Source organism: Streptomyces sp. NBC_01260 (assembly GCF_036226405.1).
In the GTDB taxonomy this organism is placed as follows: Bacteria; Actinomycetota; Actinomycetes; order Streptomycetales; family Streptomycetaceae; genus Streptomyces; species Streptomyces laculatispora.
In genome coordinates, this window is the sequence record NZ_CP108464.1 from 2,002,540 (window position 1) to 2,023,995 (window position 21,456).

General features: G+C 70.6%; 23 protein-coding genes and 1 pseudogene. 2 read left to right on the plus strand and 22 right to left on the minus strand.

Features of this window, described 5'->3' with window-relative positions; translation table 11 throughout:
• Positions 1-159: 159 nt before the first annotated feature.
• The 3 genes from pyrH to rpsB form a co-directional block, all read right to left on the minus strand.
• A complete protein-coding gene (gene pyrH, locus OG322_RS08650) occupies positions 160-936 on the minus strand; it encodes a UMP kinase (RefSeq protein ID WP_123461966.1) in 777 nt (258 codons plus the stop codon).
• A gap of 158 nt (positions 937-1,094) precedes the next feature.
• Complete coding sequence (tsf, locus tag OG322_RS08655) at positions 1,095-1,949, minus strand: translation elongation factor Ts (protein WP_123461964.1); 855 nt, start codon at positions 1,947-1,949, stop codon at positions 1,095-1,097.
• 99 nt (positions 1,950-2,048) lie between these two features.
• Positions 2,049-2,987: a 30S ribosomal protein S2 gene (gene rpsB, locus OG322_RS08660; protein ID WP_123461962.1), complete on the minus strand. Its 939-nt coding sequence runs from the start codon at positions 2,985-2,987 to the stop codon at positions 2,049-2,051.
• A 318-nt stretch (positions 2,988-3,305) separates the two neighbouring features.
• Here rpsB and OG322_RS08665 point away from each other — a divergent pair.
• Positions 3,306-3,920: pseudogene (locus OG322_RS08665) on the plus strand (murein hydrolase activator EnvC family protein); the annotation flags it as partial.
• A gap of 92 nt (positions 3,921-4,012) precedes the next feature.
• Here OG322_RS08665 and OG322_RS08670 read toward each other — a convergent pair.
• From OG322_RS08670 to OG322_RS08755, 18 genes are all read right to left on the minus strand, one after another.
• Positions 4,013-4,588 (minus strand): TetR/AcrR family transcriptional regulator, encoded by a 576-nt coding sequence (locus OG322_RS08670; protein ID WP_124286075.1) that lies wholly within the window; start codon positions 4,586-4,588, stop codon positions 4,013-4,015.
• 129 nt (positions 4,589-4,717) lie between these two features.
• Positions 4,718-5,554 (minus strand): RNA polymerase sigma factor WhiG, encoded by an 837-nt coding sequence (gene whiG / locus OG322_RS08675; RefSeq protein WP_123461958.1) that lies wholly within the window; start codon positions 5,552-5,554, stop codon positions 4,718-4,720.
• Between the two features lie 290 nt (positions 5,555-5,844).
• Positions 5,845-7,047 carry a DNA-processing protein DprA gene (dprA, locus tag OG322_RS08680; protein ID WP_123462536.1) on the minus strand — a complete coding sequence of 401 codons (1,203 nt, stop codon included), beginning with the start codon at positions 7,045-7,047 and terminating at the stop codon, positions 5,845-5,847.
• A gap of 74 nt (positions 7,048-7,121) precedes the next feature.
• Positions 7,122-8,747 carry a YifB family Mg chelatase-like AAA ATPase gene (locus tag OG322_RS08685; protein ID WP_266410861.1) on the minus strand — a complete coding sequence of 542 codons (1,626 nt, stop codon included), beginning with the start codon at positions 8,745-8,747 and terminating at the stop codon, positions 7,122-7,124.
• Complete coding sequence (locus tag OG322_RS08690) at positions 8,747-9,106, minus strand: YraN family protein (RefSeq protein ID WP_123461953.1); 360 nt, start codon at positions 9,104-9,106, stop codon at positions 8,747-8,749. The genes OG322_RS08685 and OG322_RS08690 overlap by 1 nt, the downstream gene beginning before the upstream one ends.
• 84 nt (positions 9,107-9,190) lie before the next feature.
• On the minus strand, positions 9,191-9,499 hold the full coding sequence (locus OG322_RS08695; RefSeq protein WP_003965949.1) for a DUF2469 domain-containing protein: 309 nt from the start codon (positions 9,497-9,499) through the stop codon (positions 9,191-9,193).
• A gap of 63 nt (positions 9,500-9,562) precedes the next feature.
• On the minus strand, positions 9,563-10,051 hold the full coding sequence (locus OG322_RS08700; protein WP_266410862.1) for an NUDIX hydrolase: 489 nt from the start codon (positions 10,049-10,051) through the stop codon (positions 9,563-9,565).
• The gene (gene lepB / locus OG322_RS08705; RefSeq protein WP_123461949.1) at positions 10,041-10,781 is read right to left on the minus strand and encodes a signal peptidase I; all 741 of its coding nucleotides are present in this window, start codon (positions 10,779-10,781) and stop codon (positions 10,041-10,043) included. The genes OG322_RS08700 and lepB (OG322_RS08705) overlap by 11 nt, the downstream gene beginning before the upstream one ends.
• Before the next feature lie 49 nt (positions 10,782-10,830).
• Positions 10,831-11,736: a signal peptidase I gene (gene lepB, locus OG322_RS08710; protein ID WP_398911763.1), complete on the minus strand. Its 906-nt coding sequence runs from the start codon at positions 11,734-11,736 to the stop codon at positions 10,831-10,833.
• Positions 11,737-11,948: 212 nt separating this feature from the next.
• The gene (gene lepB, locus OG322_RS08715; protein WP_123461945.1) at positions 11,949-12,848 is read right to left on the minus strand and encodes a signal peptidase I; all 900 of its coding nucleotides are present in this window, start codon (positions 12,846-12,848) and stop codon (positions 11,949-11,951) included.
• Entirely contained in the window at positions 12,745-13,821 is a 1,077-nt protein-coding gene (gene lepB / locus OG322_RS08720; protein WP_123461944.1) for a signal peptidase I, read from the minus strand. Before lepB (OG322_RS08720) ends, lepB (OG322_RS08715) begins: the two co-directional genes overlap by 104 nt.
• A complete protein-coding gene (gene lepB, locus OG322_RS08725) occupies positions 13,814-14,584 on the minus strand; it encodes a signal peptidase I (RefSeq protein ID WP_329306269.1) in 771 nt (256 codons plus the stop codon). Before lepB (OG322_RS08725) ends, lepB (OG322_RS08720) begins: the two co-directional genes overlap by 8 nt.
• Before the next feature lie 45 nt (positions 14,585-14,629).
• Entirely contained in the window at positions 14,630-14,980 is a 351-nt protein-coding gene (gene rplS / locus OG322_RS08730; protein WP_329306270.1) for a 50S ribosomal protein L19, read from the minus strand.
• Positions 14,981-15,107: 127 nt separating this feature from the next.
• Positions 15,108-15,929, minus strand: a complete 822-nt coding sequence (gene trmD / locus OG322_RS08735) for a tRNA (guanosine(37)-N1)-methyltransferase TrmD (protein WP_266410863.1) — start codon at positions 15,927-15,929, stop codon at positions 15,108-15,110.
• The gene (rimM, locus tag OG322_RS08740; RefSeq protein ID WP_123461936.1) at positions 15,929-16,534 is read right to left on the minus strand and encodes a ribosome maturation factor RimM; all 606 of its coding nucleotides are present in this window, start codon (positions 16,532-16,534) and stop codon (positions 15,929-15,931) included. Before rimM ends, trmD begins: the two co-directional genes overlap by 1 nt.
• Before the next feature lie 79 nt (positions 16,535-16,613).
• Positions 16,614-16,853: an RNA-binding protein gene (locus tag OG322_RS08745; protein ID WP_017947632.1), complete on the minus strand. Its 240-nt coding sequence runs from the start codon at positions 16,851-16,853 to the stop codon at positions 16,614-16,616.
• 2 nt (positions 16,854-16,855) lie between these two features.
• The gene (gene rpsP / locus OG322_RS08750; RefSeq protein ID WP_073739096.1) at positions 16,856-17,299 is read right to left on the minus strand and encodes a 30S ribosomal protein S16; all 444 of its coding nucleotides are present in this window, start codon (positions 17,297-17,299) and stop codon (positions 16,856-16,858) included.
• 157 nt (positions 17,300-17,456) lie between these two features.
• Positions 17,457-18,050, minus strand: coding sequence for a hypothetical protein (locus tag OG322_RS08755; protein ID WP_073739095.1), 594 nt, complete (start codon positions 18,048-18,050; stop codon positions 17,457-17,459).
• A gap of 527 nt (positions 18,051-18,577) precedes the next feature.
• Between OG322_RS08755 and OG322_RS08760 the strand changes: the two genes are divergently transcribed.
• Positions 18,578-19,432: a class I SAM-dependent methyltransferase gene (locus OG322_RS08760; RefSeq protein WP_123461934.1), complete on the plus strand. Its 855-nt coding sequence runs from the start codon at positions 18,578-18,580 to the stop codon at positions 19,430-19,432.
• Positions 19,433-19,506: 74 nt separating this feature from the next.
• On the opposite strand, the gene ftsH is transcribed toward OG322_RS08760, so the two are convergent.
• On the minus strand, positions 19,507-21,426 hold the full coding sequence (ftsH, locus tag OG322_RS08765; RefSeq protein ID WP_329306271.1) for an ATP-dependent zinc metalloprotease FtsH: 1,920 nt from the start codon (positions 21,424-21,426) through the stop codon (positions 19,507-19,509).
• Positions 21,427-21,456 lie beyond the last annotated feature (30 nt).

Consider the following 21,456-nt stretch of genomic DNA (forward strand, 5'->3'; position numbering starts at 1 on the left):
CCTGCGTGTCTTGAGTGGGCCCGGCGTGCTCGGGCCCGGCGGGTCCTGCGTCGCGTCCTCACCTGCACGGTGTCCGACCGGCAGGCCGTTGTCCATCCTTCGGGCCCCTACCGCGGGCCCCGGGAACCCACCGGGTCCCCCCGGTTCGGTCCCCCGGTTTCAGGCCCGGGTGCCCTGGTCGCTCACGAGCGAACCGATCTTCTCACCCTTGACGGCGCGGGCGATATTGCCCGCCGTCGTCAGCTCGAAGACGAGGATCGGCAGCTGGTTGTCACGGCAGAGCGTGATGGCGGTGGCGTCGGCGACCTTGAGATCGCGGGCGAGCACCTCGCTGTACTCCAGCGCGTCGAACTTCACCGCTCCGGGGTTGGTCTTCGGGTCGGAGTCGTAGACCCCGTCCACACCGTTCTTGCCCATCAGCAGAGCCTCGGCGTCGATCTCCAGGGCGCGCTGGGCGGCGGTGGTGTCGGTGGAGAAGTACGGCATACCCATGCCTGCGCCGAAGATGACGACGCGGCCCTTCTCCAGGTGCCGTACGGCGCGCAGCGGGATGTACGGCTCCGCGACCTGGCCCATGGTGATGGCGGTCTGGACGCGGGAGTCGATGCCCTCCTTCTCCAGGAAGTCCTGGAGCGCGAGGCAGTTCATGACAGTGCCGAGCATGCCCATGTAATCGGACCGGGCCCGGTCCATACCGCGCTGCTGGAGCTCGGCGCCGCGGAAGAAGTTGCCGCCGCCGATGACGATCGCGATTTCCGCGCCGTCCCGGACGACCGCAGCGATCTCGCGTGCGATGGCGTGCACGACGTCGGGGTCGACACCGAGACCCCCGCCACCGGCGAACGCCTCTCCGGACAGCTTCAGCATGAAGCGTCCGGCCACCTTGCCGTCGTCGCGCCTGTGGTCACCTGTTGCGGCGTCCGCGCCCTTGTTCATGGAGATTCTCCTCGTGCACATACGAAGAAGGCCATTGCCGGTGGGTCCGATGTCCCTCAGCGGCAATGGCCTCCTCGTCAGATCTGCGGTCGTACGGCGGTGTGCGGCCGTCGACTGCACCAGACCCTATCGGGGTCCACCGTTTTTCGCGGACGGACTCAGATGCCGACCTTGATGCGCGAGAAGCGCTTCAGGGTGACACCGGCCTCGTCCAGAACCTTCTGGACGGACTTCTTGTTGTCCTTGGCGAACGCCTGCTCCAGGACGACGACCTCCTTGAAGAAGCCGTTGACGCGACCCTCGACGATCTTCGGGAGGGCGGCCTCGGGCTTGCCCTCCTCGCGAGAGGTGGCCTCGGCGACACGGCGCTCGTTCTCGACCGTCTCGGCCGGGACCTCGTCGCGGTTGAGGTACTTCGGGGCGAAGGCGGCGATGTGCTGCGCGACGTCCTTGGCGACCGTGGCCGCGACCTCGTCCGTGGCGGATCCCTTGTCGAGCTCGACCAAGACGCCGACCTGCGGCGGGAGGTCGGGCATCGTGCGGTGCATGTACGCAGCCACGTAACCGCCGCTGAACTGCGCGAAGCGGTCCAGGACGATCTTCTCGCCGAGGTTGGCGTTGGCCTCGTCGACGTACGCCTGAACCGTCTTGCCGGCCTCGATCTCAGAGGCGAGCAGCGTGGCCAGGTCGGCCGGGGAGGTGGCGGCGACGTGCGCGGCCAGCGCGTTGGCGACGGCCTGGAACTTCTCGCCCTTGGCGACGAAGTCCGTCTCGCACTTCAGCTCGAGCAGGACGCCGGAGGTCTTGTCCTCGGAGATGAGGGAGATGACGGCGCCGTTCTCGGCAGAACGGCCCTCGCGCTTGGCGACGCCCTTCTGACCCTTGATACGAAGGGCCTCGACGGCACCATCGACGCTGCCATCGGCCTCGTCGAGGGCCTTCTTGCAGTCCATCATGCCGGCGCCGGTGAGCTCACGGAGCTTCTTGACGTCAGCGGCGGTGTAGTTCGCCATGAGTCTGTATTTCTCTCTCGAAGTCTGAAAGATCTACGGGTGAACGGCGGGGGCGGTGCCTGTGGCACCGGCCCCCGCCGTCGTCAGCCGTGACGGGTGTCAGGCCTGCTCGCCGTCCGTGGCCGGAGCCTCGGCGGCGGGGGCCTCGACGGCCGGCGTCTCGGTGGCGGGAGCCTCGGCGGCGGCCTCGGCCGGCGTCTCGGCGGCGTCCGCGACCTTCTCGGTCTCGGCGGAGGTCTGGACCTCGGCGTCGGCCTTCTTGTCGCCCTCGAGCAGGTCACGCTCCCACTCGGCGAGGGGCTCGCCGGCGGCCTTCTCGCCCGGCTTCGAGTCGCCGGTCGCAGCGCCGGAGCGGGCGATGAGGCCCTCGGCGACGGCGTCGGCGATCACGCGGGTGAGCAGGGTGACGGAGCGGATCGCGTCGTCGTTGCCCGGAATCTTGTAGTCGACCTCGTCGGGGTCGCAGTTGGTGTCCAGGATCGCGACGACCGGGATGTGGAGCTTGCGCGCCTCACCGACGGCGATGTGCTCCTTCTTGGTGTCGACGATCCAGACGGCGCTCGGCACCTTCTGCATCTCGCGGATACCACCGAGGGTCTTCTCCAGCTTGGCCTTCTCGCGGGAGAGAACCAGGAGCTCCTTCTTGGTGAGGCCGGAGGCGGCCACGTCCTCGAAGTCGATGAGCTCAAGCTCCTTCAGACGCTGAAGGCGCTTGTAGACGGTGGAGAAGTTGGTGAGCATGCCGCCGAGCCAACGCTGGTTGACGTACGGCATGCCGACGCGCGTCGCCTGCTCGGCGATGGCCTCCTGGGCCTGCTTCTTCGTACCCACGAACATGATGGAGCCGCCGTGGGCGACGGTCTCCTTGACGAACTCGTAGGCGCGGTCGATGTACGACAGCGACTGGAGCAGGTCGATGATGTAGATGCCGTTGCGCTCGGTGAAGATGAAGCGCTTCATCTTCGGGTTCCAGCGACGGGTCTGGTGACCGAAGTGGACGCCGCTTTCCAGCAGCTCCCGCATCGTGACGACGGCCATGGCCGTACTCCTTGAGGTGCTCGGTTATCGCGACCGCAGGTTTGCTGTCGCGCCTGACGCCCCGACGCGCCGTGCCACAAGGGACCGAGGGGCGCGGCCACCTCCGTTGAGAAGGAGATGGCGGGGCGTGCGAAGTCGACCCGGTGACCCGGATCGCCACAAGAAGTGTACGGGACCCGTCGAGTGCCGGGTGACGGCACTGTCCACAACCGGCCGGTACTCCACAGATCCGGGCCGTGATCCCCGCGAACCGGTCTGCCGGGGGACGGTTGTGCCATGCGAAACACATCTGCCCGGGACGGATCCCGGCTCCGGGCCATGATCCGCGGCGCACCGGGCGGCGGGCCGCGGCGCCTGGTGCGGGCGGCCCCGGCGGCAGCCGCCGCTGCGCTTCTCGCGATGGGGTGCTGCGGGGCGGCCGCCCCGGCCCCGGCAGAGCCGCCGCCCGCACCCGTGACGGCGCCGGTCCCGGTGGATCCGCCGGACCGCGAAGGGGTCTGGCCGCTGGCGGGGCGGCCCGTGGTCGTACGGGGGTGGGAGCCGCCCGCCACGGAGTACGGGCGGGGGCACCGCGGGGTGGACCTCGCCGCCGGACCGGGGACGGCGGTGCTCGCGGCCGCTTCCGGCCGGGTCTCGTTCGCGGGCGGCGTCGCGGGACGAGGGGTGCTGGCGATCGAGCTCGCGGGTACGGGCGATCCACCGCTGCGGACCACGTACGAGCCGGTGCGCCCACTGGTCGCCAAGGGCGACGAGGTCACTGCGGGGCAGGTGGTGGCGGTCATGGCCACGGGGCCGTTCCACTGCGCGTCCGGCTGTCTGCACTGGGGGCTGCGGCGCGCGGCGGCGTATCTGGACCCGCTGTCGCTGCTGCCGCCCTCGCTGCTGCGGCGCGGACCGTCCCGGCTGCTGCCGGTGAGCGGCGTGCCCGAACCGGCACCGGCACCGGGCGGGGATCCGTCGCTGCGGCCGGACAGCGGACCGGCCGCCCCCGCGCTGCTGACGGGCGCCGCCGTGACGCGCCGGCGTCAGCCCTGCCCGCCGGCGGCGCCCCGGACGCCGCACAGGATCATGGCGACGGCGGTGTCCGCGATCACGTCCGGCTGCTCCGCCACGCTGAGTTCGATACGTCGCACCGCCGCGTCCACGGAGCCCTGCAGCAGCATGGCCGCCAGCCGGGGCTGCTCGTGGCCGAGGTCGCCGAGCGCCTCCACGATCATGGCGATCAGCCCGCCGTGGGCGGCGCGGATCTTCTCCCGGGCGCCCGCGTCCAGCTCGCTCGCGGAGATCGCGACGACGGCTCGGTGGCGCCGGTCCCCCACGAGATCGAGCTGCCGTCGTACGTACGCCTCGATCTTCTCCTCCGGCGTCTGCGCCCGCTCCATCGCGTTCTCCACCTCGGCCGCCCAGACGGGGAAGTCGACGGCGCAGAGCTCTTCCACGACGGCTGCGCGGGACCGGAAGTACTCGTAGACGGAGGACCGGGCGAGGCCCGTGCGCTCGGCGAGGGCGGGGAAGGTCAATGCCTCCGTGCCTCCCTCGGACAGCAGGGAACGCGCTGCGTCCAGGAGGGCGCCGCGCTGCATGGTCCGGTGCTCGGCCACAGAGGCCGCTCGAATCCTGGGCACGCGTCCACTCTACGGCGACCGGTGCCCGGGAGGGGGCGGGCGGCCCCGATCAGTGCCGGAGCAGACCCGGCAGGGCGTCCCCTGAGGTGTTCTCCAGTGCTGCTCTCAGCGCCCGGCGTCGGCCAGTTTCGCGCGCAGCTGCAGCACTGACTTGGTATGGATCTGACTGACTCTGCTCTCGGTGACCCCGAGGACGTTACCGATCTCGGCGAGGGTGAGGCCCTCGTAGTAGTAGAGCGTGACGACCGTCTTCTCGCGGTCCGGGAGAGTGTTGATCGCCCGGGCGAGCAGCCTCCTGAGCTCACGGCCCTCGGCCACTTCCACCGGGTTGTCGGCGGCGGTGTCCTCCAGCGTGTCCATCAGGCTCAGCCGGTCGCCGCCCTCGCCGCCCACATGGAGCAGCTCCTCCAGCGCGACCACATTGGCCAGCGACAACTGGCTGAAAACCGCGTGCAGTTCCTCCAGCGCGATCTCCATCTCCGCGGCGACCTCCGCCTCCGAGGGGGTACGCCGCAGCCGCGCCTCCAGCGTCGCGTAGGCGCGTTCGACCGCCCGCGCCTTCTGGCGCACGGAGCGGGGGATCCAGTCCAGCGCCCGGAGTTCGTCGATCATCGCGCCCCGGATGCGGGTGATCGCGTACGTCTCGAACTTGATCGCACGCTCGATGTCGAACTTCTCGATCGCGTCGATCAGCCCGAAGACCCCCGAGGAGACGAAGTCCGCCTGCTCGACGTTGGACGGCAGGCCCACGCTCACCCGGCCGGCGACGTACTTCACCAGGGGCGAGTAGTGCAGGATCAGCTGCTCCCGCAGCCGCTCGTCGCCCGTGGTCTTGTACGAACGCCACAACTCGTCGAGCGAGGAGGGGGCGGGAGGGCGCACAGTGCCACGCGCAGCCGGTGGTACTGCCGCGCGGTCAGACCCGGAGGTGTGCTGGGGCATGTGGTGCCTTGAGCCGTTCTGCTGTGAAGTGCTGGGAGATGTGCGTCTGGGGCGGGATCCTTGTGAGCGTAGCGTGACTGAAGTGTCGCGGTGCGCGCAGGATATGGGATCGCCGCTGTGCGCTACCGGGGGAACGGACGCGACACCGGTCGCGGCGCCGGACACGACCGCGTATGCGGACGAGGACATGACTGGCGTCCGGGACCGACGCGTCGCGCGTCGGCCCCGGAGGCGTTGCCGAACGATCCGCCGAGGTCATCGGCATCACCTTTTCACCCGAATGCTCCAGGTCAAGTACCGCCTCGCCGCGCGTCGTCATTGCAAGTCGGCCGTCGCGTCAACTGCCATCCATCGCCATGACGTTCGACGAACCCCAGTGAGTGCAGTTCGTACAGTCTGGCGAGCGCCTCGTCGGCGCCCGTTCCCGCGGTTCGGGCCACCTCGCGTCCGTCGGCGGCGCCACGGGCCGGCAGCGCGTCGAGAACCCGGGTGCAGCCGGCGTCCAGAAGGTCTCGTGGAAGCACCGGACCGCGTCGGGGCGGGGCGAGTTCCCCCATGTCACCCACCAGTTCGACGACTTCCGCCGCATCCGTCACCAGTACGCCCTCTCCCCGCAGGAATTCATGGACGCCTGCCGACAGACCACTGGTGACGGGCCCCGGAACGCCCATGGTGAAGCGGCCGAGCCGCTGGGCGCAACGCGCCGTCACCAGTGAACCGCTGCGGTATTCGGCCTCGACCACGACGGTTCCTCTCGTCAACGCGGCGATCACCCTGTTCCGGAGGATGAACCGGCTGCGGGTGGGATGTTCGCCCGGCGGCAGTTCACTGATGACGAGCCCCTGTTCGACCATGCGTCCGATCAGTTCGGCATGTCCGCGGGGGTACACGACGTCCACCCCGCAGGCCAGCACCGCCGCCGTCGCCCCACCGGCGGCGAGAGCGCCCCGGTGAGCGGCCCCGTCGACCCCGAACGCCGCACCCGAAACAACCACCCACCCCCGCTCCGCGAGGCCGGCGCCGAGCGTCGTCGCCATGTGCGCCCCGTACGGAGTGCAGGCGCGGGCGCCGACCACCGCGACCGAACGCAGTACCCAGAGCCGCAGATCGGGCCTCCCCCGCACCCAGAGCCCGGTGGGCCGGGTGTCGCCCAGGTCGTCCAGCTGGCTCGGCCACTCGCGGTCACCCGGGCAGAGGAAGCGCCCGCCGGCCTCGGCCACTGCCGCCAGGTCCCGGCCGGGTTCGGCCGCCTCCGCCCGCAGCCGGTAGCCGGCCAGACGCTTCGCCGTCATGCCGCTCAGCTGCTCGGCCGATCCGTCCCGGGCCGTGATCCGCCGCAGCAGTTCCCCGGCGCCGCACTCCCGCAGCCAGCGCCCGCCCCGTTCGTCCCCCGGCTCCAGGACCCGGGTCAGCGCGGCCCGCGCCAGCCGCTCCCCGACGCTCACCCCACCGGGAGCCCGCACCGGCCGCTCCCGGTCCCCCGTCCCCGGCATCCGCGGCCGCCCCTCGGCCGGCGGGCCGTACCCCGCGCCCGCCACCCGGCCGCTCCCCCCGGCTCCCCGCCCCGTCATGCCGCCCCCTCCGTCATCGGGGCTCCTCGCGGGATCCCGGTCCGCAGCTCCAGCGCCACCGCGATGTCCGAGGCGTCCGGACGGCCGGCGCCCCGCAGATCCGCGACGGTCCACGCCACCCGCAGGACCCGGTCCAGGCCTCGCGCGGTGAGCAGGCCGCGCTCCATGTCCCGCTCGGCGGCCAGCAGCGCGCCCGGCGCCGCGACCAGCCGGGTCCTCAGCTCATGTCCGGGCACCTCGCTGTTGGTGGTCCAGGGGGTACCGGCCAGCCGCTCCGCCGCCCGCACCCGCGCCTCCCGCACCCGGGCCGCCACCGTCGCGGTCGACTCGCCCCGGCCGCCATGCCCCATCAGATCAGCGCGCTTGACCGGGTCGACGGCAACCCGCAGGTCCACCCGGTCGAGCAACGGACCGGAGAGCCGGGCCTGGTAGCGCCGGATCGCCGCGGGAGGGCACTCACAGCCGGCCCCGCTCAGCGTGTGCCGCCCGCACGGGCAGGGGTTGGCGGCCAGCATCATCAGGAAGCGGGCGGGCAGCCGCACCACCCCGGCGCTGCGCGCCACCACCACGTGCCCCGACTCCAGCGGCTGACGCAGCGCGTCCAGCGCCCGTACGGAGAATTCCGGCGCCTCGTCCAGAAAGAGGATGCCGCGATGGGCCAGCGACACCGCGCCGGGCCGCGGCAGCCCGTTGCCCCCGCCGACCAGCGACTGCATGGTCGCCGAGTGGTGCGGTGCGCAGTACGGCGCCCGGGAGACCAGGGGTTCGCCCGGCGGCAGGATGCCCGCCACCGAGTGCACCGCGGTCACCTCAAGGGATTCCTGCCTGGTCAGCGGCGGCAGGATCGCGGGCAGCCGTTCGGCGAGCATGGTCTTGCCCGCGCCCGGCGGTCCGGACAGCAGGAGGTGGTGGCCGCCCGCCGCCGCGACTTCCAGGGCCTTGCGGGGCCGCTCCTGACCCGCGACGTCCGCGAGGTCCGGCCGGTGTCCCTCGCCCTGCGCCGAGCCCCGGGTGATGCCGGTGCCGATAGCGGCGCCGGGCACCATGAGACCGGCCAGCATGGTGTCGGGGCGCCCCTGGTCGTGGGGCTCCTGTTCCTCGGGCACCGGTTCGTCGCAGAGCACGGCGATCAGCTGCCGCAGGCTCCGCACCCCGAGCACGGAGACCCCGGGTACCAGCGCCGCCTCGCCCGCCGTCTGTTCGGGGACGACCACCTGCCGGTATCCGGCCTCCGCCGCGGCCAGGACGGCGGGCAGTACCCCGCGCACCGGCCGCACCCGGCCGTCGAGCCCCAGCTCCCCGATCATCACGACATCGGCGATCGAAGCGGGGTCGATCCGCTCGGCCGCGCCGAGCACCGCACACGCCACGGCGAGATCGAAACCCGAACCGCCCTTGGGGACCGAGGCCGGGGAAAGGCCCACCGTGAGCTTCTTCTGCGGCCACTCGGCGCCTGAATTGACCACGGCAGCCCTGACCCGGTCGCGGCTCTCCACCAGGCTCTTGTCCGGCAGCCCCACCAGGGTGAACGCCGCCACTCCCGCCTCCAGGTCCGCCTGGACCTCCACCACCACGCCCTCGACGCCGACCAGAGCCACCGAGCAGGCACGCGCGAACCCCATCAGGCCACCCCCCGCGCGTGCTCGGCCAGCGGCGCACCGCGCCTGGGCAGCACCACGCCGACCAGGTCGATGCGCACCCCGCCGGGCGGCGGACCGCCGTGCCGGTCCAGCCAGAGTTCGGCCAGCCGACGCAGACGGTCCGCCTTGGCCGGTGTGACGGCGGCCATCGGGTGCTCGAATCCACCCGCCCTGCGCGTCTTCACCTCACAGATGACGAGCGCGTCGCCGTCCAGCGCGACGATGTCGATCTCGCCGGTGCGACAGCGCCAGTTCCGCTCCAGTACGGACATTCCGGCATCGGTCAGCAGCCGCGCCGCCAGATCCTCGCCGTACCGCCCGAGTGCCCCCCGTGCGTTCATATCGGCACCACCTCCGGCACCGACTCTGACGCGTCCGCCCGCCGCTAGTGGATCTTGGTGGACAAGCCGGCGGATGTGGACAACTCAGCCACCCGGAAGCTCGAGATCGCTCTTGTTGAGCTCCTCGATGTTGACGTCCTTGAACGTCAGCACCCGGACCTGCTTCACGAACCGTGCGGGCCGGTACATGTCCCAGACCCAGGCATCCGCCATGGACACCTCGAAAAACACCTCACCCTGGACCGAGTGCACCTGCATCTCGTAGTCGTTGGTGAGGTAGAAGCGCCGTTCGGTCTCGATCACATATTTGAACAGACCGACGACATCGCGGTACTCCCGGTAGAGCTTCAGCTCCATCTCGGTCTCGTACTTCTCGAGGTCCTCGGCGCTCATTGACATGTTCCCCTTCAGCCGTGCGTTCCCCCATTGTGCGCCAGGCCCCGGCGCCCCGGACGCTCAGGCGATTTCGGGAGCCAGAACCAACGGCGTACGCGGAGGACCCTCGTCGAGCAGCGTGCGCAGCAGCCCGGCGAGTCTGGTCGGGTACACCGTCTCACGCGTCGCCGACAGTTCGGCGGAGGTCCACCACCTCAGACCCGCGACACTGCGCCGTTCAAGCCCGGTCTGCCCGCTGGTGTCCGTCAGGGTCCGCGTCGTACGGGCGAGGAAGTACCACTCGTCCTGATCCCAGCGCCGGCCGTCGAACGGGAAGGAGCACCACCGCTTCCAGAGAAGCGGGCCCAGTTCGGCATCCCTGATCCCGGTCTCCTCGGCCAGTTCGCGCAGCGCGGCCTGCTCCCGGGTCTCGTCACCCTCCAGTCCCCCGCCAGGGGTGAACCACCAGGTATTCGCCGGATCCTCCGGTTCGAACCCGTGCATCAGCAGAATGCGGTCGTCCGGATCGAGGAGTACCAGGCGGGAGACCTTGCGCGTCTCAGTGGACACCGGCAGCCGCCTTCCCCTGCTTGTTCCGCTTCGACCGGGCGGCGACCGGCCCGTACACGGCACCGGCCAGAATCAGCACCACGCCACCGACCACGGCCCCGAGCTGAAGCTTGAGCGGACCCGCCGACGACACCCCGCCCGGCAGCGCGGCGAAGGCATGCGGCCGTTCGATCATGCTGCCCAGCGGCCAGGCGACGGCGTCCACCCGGGCCGTCACGGCACTGCGGGGTACCGAGCCCTGCCCGCGGTCCTCCAGATGGACCCGGGAGTCCAGCGAAACCCGGCGGTCGTCGCCCAGGAGGAAGAGCTGCCCCTTGGGCACCTCGGCCGTGAAGTCGTTCGCCGAGGCGGGGTCCGGTGTCTGCAGATACGGTTCCTCAACGGGTATGCCGTTGACCGTGAGCCGGCCGTCCTTCTCGCAGCAGGCGACCTTGTCGCCGCCGATCCCGACGACCCGCTTCACCATCGGCATATCGCCCCACGCCGGATCGGTGAACACCACCACATCGCCCCGGCGCACCTCGCTGCCGTCCACCCGCTGCGCGAGAACCCGGTCGCCCGCGTTCACCGTCGGGGTCATCGACTCGGTCGGCACCGTGTAAGGCCGGTACACCACGGCCGCCCAGGCGAACCCGCCGAGGAAGAGCACACAGCCGACGGCCACCGCCAGCCCCGACAGCATGCTGCCGAGCCGGCCGCGGCCGTCATCCGTACGTCCTGTTCCACTCATCCCAGCGTCCCCCATCGGAGATCGACAATCGCTGATCCGAGTCGGCACCCTACCCGGCGGTACGCCCGCTGGTCAGCCTCCGCCTGCGCCGGATCACGATCGGCAGCGCACCGGCGATGCCGAGCGCGCCGGGCGCCATCGCCGCCGCGGCACTCATGCCCGGCCGGTCGAAGGTGTCCGGGACGGGCAGGGTCGTCCAGCGATTGAGCGGCCAGGCCACCACGACGGCCCGGCCCACGACCTCGTCCACCGGCACGAAGCCCTTGTTCGCGTCGCTGGTGTGATAGCGCGAGTCCGAGGAGTCCTGCCGGTGGTCGCCCATCACCCAGATCTTGCCGTCGGGCACCTTGAACGGCCCGAAGGGCATGTCGTCGCACGGCGTGCCACCGGGGAAGATGTACGGCTCGTCGAGCGCCTTGCCGTTCACCTCGACCGGGCCGCCCTTCTTGCACGACACGGTGTCACCGCCGACCGCGATCGTCCGCTTGATCAGGTCCTTCTCCTGCGACGACGGCATCAGCCCGATGAAGCTCAGGAACGTCTGCACCGCGTTCGGCTCAGGGGTCGGCTCCCCGTCCAGCCAGCCACTCGGATCGTGGAAGACGACGACCTCGCCGCGCTCCGGCTCGGAGCCGAACCACGGGGTCAGCTTGTCGACCAGCACCCGGTCACCCCGCTGAAGGGTGTTCTGCATCGAATCCGACGGAATGGAGAACGCCTGCACCAGAAACGTCTTGATCAGCAGCGCGAGAACCAGCGCGATACCGATGAGGAGGGGCAGCTCCTTCCAGAGGGGGCGGGGCTTCTTGACCCGCTTCCCACTCCGGTCCGAGTCGGGCGCGCCCTGCGGCCCGTCCGGCCCCCCCGTCTCTCCAACAGGGTCGAAGGCGGAGTCAGCAGGCTGCTCGAACCTCTCCGTGGACTGTCCGTGTCCAGCTCGTGCTTCGCCTGCCACGTCGCTCACATTCATTCCTCACTCTGCGCCAACGCCTGCCCACCGGGCCTGCCGATCACAAACCCGCCCCCGTACAACGAGCGGGGGTTCCCCGGAGCTACTGCCCTCTCCGGGCCGGTGAAGTCGGAGAGCCGGGCACGGCCCACAACGGATGCGCACCCGACGAGCCCCCGTGGAGGGGACGAGGCAGCCCGGCGGGCGACTCCGTACCCCTACTCCTGCCGTGCCGGCACGGCCCTGCTCCGCCTGCGCCAGAGCACCAGGGGCACAGCACCGGCGAAGCCGAGCGCACCCGGCGCCATCGCAACCGCGGCGTTCAGACCCGGCTGGTCGAAGGTCTTCGGGATCGGCAGGGTCGCCCAGCGGTTGACCGGCCACGCGACCACGATGGCCCGGCCCACCACCTCGTCCGTGGAGACGGTGCCGCCACCCGGCAGCTCCTGGTGGTAGCGGGAGTCGAGGGAGTTCTGACGGTGGTCGCCCATCACCCAGATACGGCCCTTGGGGACCTTGATCGGGCCGAACGGCTCGTCGTTGCAGGCGGTGTTCCCCTTGAAGATGAAGGACTTGTCGTCCAGCGCCTTGCCGTTGACCGTGACCGGGCCGTTCGTCTGGCACTCCACCGTGTCACCGCCGACCGCGATGACCCGCTTGATCAGGTCCTTCTCCTCGGCCGACGGCATCAGCCCGATGAAGCTCAGGAACTTCTGCACCGCGTTCGGGTTGGCCGCCGGGGTGTTCTCCAGCCAGCCGCCCGGGTCGTGGAAGACGACGACCTCGCCGCGCTCCGGCTCGGAGCCGAACCACGGGGTCAGCTTGTCGACCAGCACCCGGTCACCCCGCTGAAGGGTGTTCTGCATCGAATCCGACGGAATGGAGAACGCCTGCACCAGAAACGTCTTGATCAGCAGCGCGAGAACCAGCGCGATACCGATGAGGAGGGGCAGCTCCTTCCAGAAGGAGCGGGGCTTCTTCCGGGCCGTACTGCCGCTGCTCGGGGAGTCGCCGTCACTCTCCGTCCGGCCCGCCGTCGTCCCGGTCGGCTCGACGCTCTCCGGAGTGTCCGGCCGGTCCTCGGGTTCGTCGTGTCCGGATCGTGCGCCCACCGCCAAATCCCCCACATCTGCTCCTTATTCCGTACCACCGCCTGCGCCCTAGCCGGTGCAGGCCAACCACTCCCATAACGAGCGGGAGTTCCGCAGGGGTCGGGAGCCGGATCATTCCGTTGGGATCCTCGGACACACTATTCGACGGTCCGGGGGCAGCAGCCGTCCCGGCGCGCGCGTCCGGGACCGAGGAGAACACCGAACGTTCCTCCAGCTTCCCCCAGTGCCCGAAGGGCCAGGCGATCACCACGGCCCGTCCCACTACGGCATCCTCGGAAACCGTGCCGTCGGCCGTCTTGTCCAGGTGGAAACGTGAATCGGCGGAATTGGAGCGATGGTCGCCCATCACGAAGATTCGTCCGACAGGAACCTTTACCTCGAATTTGATCGTGGAGGGGGGATTGCCGGGAAAGACATAGGGCTCGTCGACCGCCTGGCCGTTGACCATGAGCCGGCCGTCCTTGTCGCAGCACTTCACCGTGTCGCCGCCGACGGCGACCACCCGCTTGATCAGGTCCTGTTCGTCGTCGGACGGCAGCAGCCCGATGAAGGTCAGCACCTCCTTCACCTGCTTGATGACGACAGGCGGCTCCTTCGCCGTCACCGGATTCGGCGGCGGCCAGTCGGAGGGGTTCTTGAACACGACCACATCGCCACGCTGCGGACGGGACCCGAACCACGGCGTCAGTTTGTCCACGAGGACCCGGTCGCCGATCCGGATGGTCTGTTCCATGGATCCCGACGGGATCACGAAGGCCTGCACCAGGAACGTCTTCAGGACCAGCGCGATCACCAGTGCGACGGTGATCAGGAGAGGTATCTCCTTCACGGCCGATCGGCGCCGCTTCCGCTTCACCTTGCGGGCCAGTTTGCGCCGCTCCGCCCGGGTGGGCAGCGAGCGGGCGGCCGTCGGCCTGCTGCCGGTGGGCAGCGGCACCCCGGGATCGGCAGCGTCGTGCGGCCGCCCGCGGTTACCCATGCGTCGCCCCCGGCGCAGGTACGCCGTCGAAGGCCGCGGTGCCCGGGAGGGAGTCCAGCCGCCCCAGCGGCCAGCCGATCCAGTCGACCCTGCCGATCACCCTGTCGACGGGCACCATGCCGCCCCCCGGTTCGCCCAGGTGGTCACGGGAGTCCCGTGAGCGGCTGCGGTGATCGCCCATCATCCAGAGCGTGCCGTCCGGCACGACGATGTCGAACGGGGCCCGGGACGGCGCGTCACCCGCGAACAGGTAGTCCTCGTCCAACGGCCGGCCGTTCACCTCGACCCGCCCCCGCTCGTCGCAGCAGACCACCCGATCGCCCCCCACACCCACCACCCGCTTCACGAAGTCGGTCTCGGCGGGCTCCGCGAGCCCCAGGGATGCCGCCGCGCCGTGCAGCAGCCCGGTCACGGGGTTCTCCTGCGGCGCCTCCCGTACAAAGGAGCCGGTGCCGTCGAAGACCGCCACGTCGCCGCGCCGGGGTTCGGCGCCGAAACGGTACGCCAGTTTGTTGACCAGCACCCGGTCCCCGACCTGCAGCGTCGACTCCATCGAGCTGCTGGGAATCAGGAAGGGCTGCACCACGAAAGCGCTGAAGAGCAGCACGAAGACCGAACAGACAGCACCGAGCGCGACGGTGCGCCGCCATGACATCGCGGCGGCGAAACGGTGCGGGATACGCGAAAAGCGCGACCGCTCCTCCGGCCCCGTAGGGGCTGCGGAGGAGCGGTCGCGCTCCGTGGTTCTTGCTTCCGTGTCCATCGGGGCCAGAGCTTATCCGGCCGTGCTGTGGACCTGGGAGCCAGCTCAGCGGTCGCGCTTCTCCTTGATCTTCGCGGCCTTGCCGCGCAGCTCACGGAGGAAGTACAGCTTGGCGCGACGGACGTCACCGCGGGTGACGAGCTCGATCTTCTCGAAGATCGGGCTGTGCACCGGGAAGGTGCGCTCGACGCCGACGCTGAAGGAGACCTTGCGGACCGTGAAGGTCTCGCTGATGCCCGCGCCCTGGCGGCGGATGACGATGCCCTTGAACTGCTGGATACGGGAGCGGTTGCCCTCGATCACGCGGACGTGAACGTTGACGGTGTCACCGGCGCGGAACGCCGGGAGGTCGGTGCGCAGCGAGGTGGCATTGACGCCATCGAGCAGGGAAGCCATGTTGTCTGCTTTCTTCGCCGATGCCACAGGTCATCGGCGGGAGAGTGATGAGTTCGGGGTGCTGATCGCGTCGGACGGGCGTCTTTCCCCCTGTGGCAGGGGCGCGCGCCGGACGTACAGCAGCGGCCTATTCTTCCACGGCGTCGGGCCTGCGCCAAAATCGGCCGCCGGGCTCGGGGGACCACCCGAGGATCGAGAGCATCTCGCGGTCCTTCTTGTCGAAGCCCGCCGCCTCACAACGCTCGATCAGATCGGGCCTGTTGAGCGCGGTACGACGGAAGGCCTCGTCCCGGCGCCAGCGGGCGATCCGGCCGTGGTGGCCGCTGAGCAGCACGTCCGGAATGCCCCGGCCGCGCCACTCGGGCGGCTTGGTGTAGACGGGCCCCTCCAGCAGATCGGCCATCGCGCCGGGGGCGAAGGAGTCGTCCCGGTGCGATTCGGCGTTGCCGAGCACGCCGGGCAGCAGCCGGGCCACCGCCTCCGTGATCACCAGCACCGCGGCTTCGCCGCCGGCCAGCACGTAGTCGCCGATGGACACCTCGACGACCGGCATCCGGGTGGCGTACTCCTCGGTCACCCGCCGGTCGATGCCCTCGTAACGGGCCGGGGCGAAGATCAGCCAGGACCGCTCGGACAGCTCGACGGCGAGTTCCTGGGTGAACGGCCGGCCGCTCGGTGTCGGCACCACGAGCACCGGGGAGTGCGCACCGGCCTCGTAGCCGCCGGCCAGGGTCTCGTCCAGGGCGTCGCCCCACGGCTCGGTCTTCATGACCATGCCGGGGCCGCCGCCGTAGGGGGTGTCGTCGACCGTGTTGTGGCGGTCGTACGTCCACTCCCGCAGATCGTGCACGTGCACGTCGAGGCGTCCGCGGGCGCGGGCCTTGCCGACGAGCGAGACGTTCAGCGGTTCGAGGTACTCGGGGAAGATCGTGACGACGTCGAGGCGCATCAGTCGTCTTCCCCGCGCTCGACGGGAGCGGACCCGTCGGTACCGGGCCCGGCGGCTGCGGACTCCTCGTCGCGCGAGGAGACGACGACCGCCTCGCTCTCGTCGATCAGGCCCGGCGGCGGAGTGATCACCGCGCGCTGCTCCTCCAGGTCGATCTCGGAGACGATCTCCTCGACGAACGGGATCATCACCTCGGTGCCGTCGGGACGCTCCACGATGAAGAGGTCCTGGGACGGCAGATGCGTGATCTCGGTGATCCGGCCGATCTCGGTGCCGTCGGCGAGAACCACGTCCAGGTCCATCAGCTGATGGTCGTAGAACTCCTCGGGGTCCTCCGGGAGCTCCTCCGGGTCCACGTCGGCGATCAGCAGCGTGTTGCGCAGCGCCTCGGCGGCCGTACGGTCCCGTACGCCCTCGAAACGCAGCAGCAGCCGGCCGCTGTGCACCCGGCCGGTCTCGATCGTCAGCGGTCCCGTCGAGGCCGGCTCGGTGGCCAGTACCGCGCCGGGTCCGAGCCGGATCTCCGGCTCGTCCGTGCGCACCTCGACGGTGACCTCGCCCTTGATGCCGTGGGCGCGACCGATCCGCGCGACTACCAACTGCACCTTGTGTCTCTCCTGTCGTACGACGACGGGCCGGGGCGGGCTCATGGCCCTCCCCGGCCCGTGCCGGTGTTCAACTCTGTCAGCGAACCTGATCCACATCGACGAGGTCGACGCGGATACCACGGCCGCCGATGGCGCCGACGACGGTACGCAACGCACGTGCGGTGCGACCGTTGCGGCCGATCACCTTGCCGAGGTCATCGGGGTGGACCCGAACCTCGAGCACACGGCCGCGACGCAGGTTGCGCGAGGCGACCTGCACGTCCTCGGGGTTGTCGACGATGCCTTTCACGAGGTGCTCGAGAGCCTCCTCGAGCATGCTCAGGCCTCGGTCGACTCGGCGGGCGCAGCTGCGTCAGCAGCCTCGTCCGCCTTCTTGTCGGCCTTCTTCGCCTTCTGCGTGATGGCCTCGCCCTTGGACTCCTCAGCGGTGTCCTTGGTCAGGGCCTCGAACAGGGCGCGCTTGTCAGCCTTGGGCTCCGGCTGCAGAAGCGGCGCGGGGGCCGGGAGACCCTTGTGGGCCTGCCAGTCACCGGTGAGCTTCAGGATCGCGAGAACCGGCTCGGTCGGCTGGGCGCCGACGGACAGCCAGTACTGCGCGCGCTCTGCGTTGACCTCGATGCGCGAGGGGTTCTGCACCGGGTGGTACAGGCCGATCTCCTCGATGGCCCGGCCATCACGGCGGGTACGGGAGTCGGCGACGACGATGCGGTAGTGAGGCGAACGGATCTTGCCCAGACGCTTCAGCTTGATCTTGACTGCCACGGAAGTGGTGTCTCCTGGTCTATGACGTGGTTGGGCACAACGAAGATGCCACGTGGGGTTGCGGTACTCGGGTGCCCGATGGACGCGTCAGCCGGAGGAGAGAGGGGTCCTATGCGACTGTCGAGTACAGCTAGCCATTGTGCCACACCACATCGGTTCACCCCACCGCGACCACTGCTTCCGGGATCCGGAACGGCTTTCCGCAGCCGCCGCAGACGATCGGGGCCTGCGCGAGGACCGAGGGGACGACGCGCACATTGCGACCGCAGTCGCAGACGGCCTTGACCCGCACGCCTCCTCCGGAGGAGCCGTGCCGGGCGGCCGGGCCGCGGAAGGAGCGCTTGGTGTCGGCGGCGGTGGCCACGGTGTGCGCCTTGAGGGCGCGCTGCAGCCGTTCCATCGTCGGCCGGTACCGGCGCTTGGCCTCGGGGTTGAGCGTGACCAGTGAGAAGCCACTGCTGGGGTGGGGCTCCTCGGCGTGATCGAGGCCCAGCTCCTCGGCGATCGCGAGGAATCGACGGTTGTGGTAACGGCCGGCGCGCGAGGTGTCACGGACACCTCGGGCGGCGGCGATGCCATGGACTGCCTCGTGGAGCAGCCGTTCGAAGGAGAGCTCGGCGCCACAGGCGGACGAGGACTCTCCGATCAGGGACTCGGGCGCGGCAAGATCGGGCAGCTCGGGGTGGTACCGCTGAATATCGGCCCACGCCTGTGCCAGCTCTGCGGCAAGTACAGGTGGTGTCGTGCTCACGTCGTGACAACGAGCGCGAGTGCCCCGGTGTTCCGATTCCGGGCCATCCCAAATAATTTGCACGTACCAGTCAGTTGCCGTTCATGCGTCCTGACGCGGGCGGGTGCGCTGATCTGCGGAGAAGTCTCACAGCTCGCACCAAGTTGGTACGTAGCGACGTGTACGCCCGAGCGCGTGGACCGCGCGTACGCCCCCTGGAACTCGCACCACCCGGGCGCCCGGAACACCGACGTGCGCGCACCCCGGGAACCCGACAGTACCGGGGGCACCACCCGCCCCGCCCGCCCCCTCCCCGCGCGCCGCCGGCCCCGGCCCCGGGCCCTCGACGTGCCCGGCCCCGCGTGTCGGGTGAGACTGGACCGGCGAGCGGCACCGGAGGCAACCACTGCCCGTAGACCCCTGGACGCGGCGGCGGATGCGCAGTTCTCTGGCATACGGGGGAAGCGGGGCCGCAGGCACGGGGAAATCGTCCACCCGGACACGACCGATCGGCATCACCGGCATCTCGGCGGATTGGGGCGCATTCCATGACACCAACGCTCGTCCGGCACCATGCGAAGACCGAGGCGTCCGCCTCGGTGGACACCGGTTCCCGGGCCCGTGACTGGGCCGAGATCCAGGAGCGGATGCTCGCGCCGCTGTACGAGGCGGTGTACCGGCGGCTGGAAGTGGGGGCCGCCACCCGAATGCTCTCGCTCGGCTGCGGCTCCGGGCTCGCGCTGCTGATCGCGGCCGGCCGCGGAGCACGCGTCACCGGCATCGACACCGACCCCGAACGCCTCGCGCTCGCCCGGACCCGGCTGCTGCCGGACCCCGGGGGCGACGCCGGGCCCCCGGCCGCCGGACCGCGGCTCCTGGACGGCGTTCCGGCCACGGCGACCGGCCACGAGCCGTACGACCTGATCACCGCGTTCACGCCGATCGGCTGCTCCGCCGACGACGCGGAGGAACTGGTGGGCGCGCTCGGTTCGGCGGTGTCGCTGGCAGACCGGGGCAGCACGGTCGTACTGACCGGCTGGGGCCCGCCCGAGCGGTGCGCCACGGCTGCGGTGCTGGGGGTGGCGGCCCGGCTCGCGGAGGGGACGCGTTCCCCCGGGGCGGGCGGCTGGCTGGGCGCTCGGCGGGACGATCTGGAGGACGTGGCGTTCCGGGCCGGGCTGAAGCCCGACGGCTCGGGGCGGGTGGCGTGCCCGTTCGGCTACGCGGACATGGACAGCGCGGTCCGGGGTCTGCTGTCGACACGGCTCTTCGACGCGGCGGTACGGGCGACGGACCGGTCCCAGGTGGAGAAGGAGGTGGCGCAGGCCCTGCATCCGCACCGGCGCCGGGACGGCACCGTCTGGATGCCCAATGTGTTCCGCTATCTCGTCTGCACGACGTAGGGGCTGACGGGCCCGGCCGGGCCTCGTGCGCACGACGCGCGGGCGGTCCGGGCCCCGGCCGGCGGGCGGGGACCCTACGGCTTGGCCAGCCGGGTGATCCCGGCGGCCCGGTAGGCGGCCACCTCGTCCAGCGTCTCGTTCTCCAGCAGCGCCCCGGCCAGCGAGTCCAGCCGGTCCCGGTTGTTCCCCAGCAGCCGGCACGCCTCCTCGTAGCACTCGTCGACGATGCGCCGCATCTCACCGTCCACCGCGTCCAGCGTCGCGGGCGCGGCGACGAGCCCGTACGCCTGCTGGGCGTCGGCCGGGATCGCCGTCAGCCGGCCGACCCTGTGGCTCATGCCCCAGCGGCCCACCATGCCGCGGGCCAGACCGGTGACCTGCTCCAGATCACTCTCCGCCCCCGTGGTGACGACGCCGAACACCACCTGCTCGGCCGCCATCCCGCCGAGCGCGCCGATGATCCGGCCGCGCAGATACTCCTCCGTGTACGCGTACTTGTCGGCGTCCGGCGTGGAGAGCGTGACGCCGAGCGCGCGGCCGCGCGGCACGATGGTGACCTTGCGGACCGGGTCGGCACCGGGCTGGAGCATCCCCAGCAGCGCGTGTCCGCTCTCGTGGTACGCGGTCCTGCGGCGATCCTCGTCCGACATGACGAGCGAGCGTTCCGCACCGAGCTGGACCTTCTCCAGGGCGTCCGAGAGATCGGCCCCGCTGACCTCCGACTGCCTCCGCTTGACGGCGAGCAGCGCGGCCTCGTTGGCGAGGTTGGCCAGATCGGCGCCGGTCATCCCGGGCGTCGTACGGGCCACCTGGCCCAGATCCACATCGTCGGACATCGGGATCTGCCGGGTGTGGATCTCCAGGATCGCCTCCCGGCCGCTCCTGTCCGGCGGGCTGACCTGGACGATCCGGTCGAAGCGGCCGGGCCGGGTGAGCGCCGGGTCGAGGACGTCGGCGCGGTTGGTGGCGGCGATCACGACCACGCCCTCCGAACCGGAGAAGCCGTCCATCTCGGTGAGGATCTGGTTGAGCGTCTGCTCGCGCTCGTCGTGCCCGCCCATGCCCGAACCGCCGCCGCGGACCCGTCCGATGGTGTCGATCTCGTCGATGAAGACGATGGCGGGGGCGACCTTGCGCGCCTCGGCGAAGAGCTCCCGGACCCGGCCGGCCCCGACGCCGACGATCATCTCGATGAACTCGGAGGCCGAGGCCGAGAAGAACGGCACCCCCGCCTCCCCCGCGACGGCCCGCGCCAGCAGCGTCTTGCCGGTGCCGGGAGGACCGGCGAGGAGGACTCCCCCGGGCATCCTGGCGCCCATCTTCCGGTAGGCGTCCGGGTTCTTCAGGAAGTCCACGATGTCGTTGAGCTCGCCCGCGACCTCGTCGATGCCCGCCACGTCCGCGAAGGTGGTGCGCCGGCCCCCCTCCAGCTCGACCGGCTTGGGCGGGGCCTTGCGGCCGAAGCCGCCCATCCCGCCGCCCATGCCGCCCCGCGAGATCCGCCGGGCGATGAACACCCAGAGCAGGACGAGCAGCAGCATCGGCGCCAGCGAGATCAGCAGGTTGGCCAGGAAGCTGCGCTCCTTGACGACCGGTTCGGCCGTGACCGTGACATCGTCCTTGACCAGCTCGCCCCAGAGGTTGTCGTCGGCGAAGGCCGGCCGCTGGGTGACGAACTTGGTGTACTTGTCGTCCTTGCCCGGGACCTTCGCCTCCTTCTTGAGCTGTCCCTGGATGGCATCGCCCTTGGAGTAGATCTTGGAGACGTTGCCCGAGGTGACCTGCTTGCTGAACTCCGTGTAGGCGATCGTCGGCTCTTTCTCGCCGTTGAAGAAGGAGAGCACCAGATTGGCGATCAGATAGACGGCCAGCGCGGTCAGCAGCAGTCCGCCCCAGCCCCCCGGCATCTTCCGGCCGGGCGGCTGGGGCGGGGGTGCGCCCTCGGAGCGCCAGGGCTGGTCGGTGCGGTCGCGGGGAGGTACCGGACTGGTCACGCGCGCTCCTCTGCCGACAGCCGTTGAGCC

Excerpts from the sequence above, each read along its gene's own strand:
- OG322_RS08685 (WP_266410861.1), bottom strand. The coding sequence starts at position 8,747 with ATGGGGTTCGCGCGTGCCTGCTCGGTGGCTCTGGTCGGCGTCGAGGGC.
- whiG (WP_123461958.1), bottom strand. The coding sequence starts at position 5,554 with ATGCCCCAGCACACCTCCGGGTCTGACCGCGCGGCAGTACCACCGGCT.
- rpsB (WP_123461962.1), bottom strand. The coding sequence starts at position 2,987 with ATGGCCGTCGTCACGATGCGGGAGCTGCTGGAAAGCGGCGTCCACTTC.
- OG322_RS08695 (WP_003965949.1), bottom strand. The coding sequence starts at position 9,499 with ATGAGCGCCGAGGACCTCGAGAAGTACGAGACCGAGATGGAGCTGAAG.
- lepB (WP_123461949.1), bottom strand. The coding sequence starts at position 10,781 with ATGAGTGGAACAGGACGTACGGATGACGGCCGCGGCCGGCTCGGCAGC.
- trmD (WP_266410863.1), bottom strand. The coding sequence starts at position 15,929 with ATGCGCCTCGACGTCGTCACGATCTTCCCCGAGTACCTCGAACCGCTG.
- lepB (WP_123461944.1), bottom strand. The coding sequence starts at position 13,821 with ATGGGTAACCGCGGGCGGCCGCACGACGCTGCCGATCCCGGGGTGCCG.
- dprA (WP_123462536.1), bottom strand. The coding sequence starts at position 7,047 with ATGCCGGGGACGGGGGACCGGGAGCGGCCGGTGCGGGCTCCCGGTGGG.
- OG322_RS08760 (WP_123461934.1), top strand. The coding sequence starts at position 18,578 with ATGACACCAACGCTCGTCCGGCACCATGCGAAGACCGAGGCGTCCGCC.
- tsf (WP_123461964.1), bottom strand. The coding sequence starts at position 1,949 with ATGGCGAACTACACCGCCGCTGACGTCAAGAAGCTCCGTGAGCTCACC.
- rplS (WP_329306270.1), bottom strand. The coding sequence starts at position 14,980 with ATGGCTTCCCTGCTCGATGGCGTCAATGCCACCTCGCTGCGCACCGAC.
- lepB (WP_329306269.1), bottom strand. The coding sequence starts at position 14,584 with ATGGACACGGAAGCAAGAACCACGGAGCGCGACCGCTCCTCCGCAGCC.
- OG322_RS08745 (WP_017947632.1), bottom strand. The coding sequence starts at position 16,853 with ATGCTCGAGGAGGCTCTCGAGCACCTCGTGAAAGGCATCGTCGACAAC.
- OG322_RS08690 (WP_123461953.1), bottom strand. The coding sequence starts at position 9,106 with ATGAACGCACGGGGGGCACTCGGGCGGTACGGCGAGGATCTGGCGGCG.
- pyrH (WP_123461966.1), bottom strand. The coding sequence starts at position 936 with ATGAACAAGGGCGCGGACGCCGCAACAGGTGACCACAGGCGCGACGAC.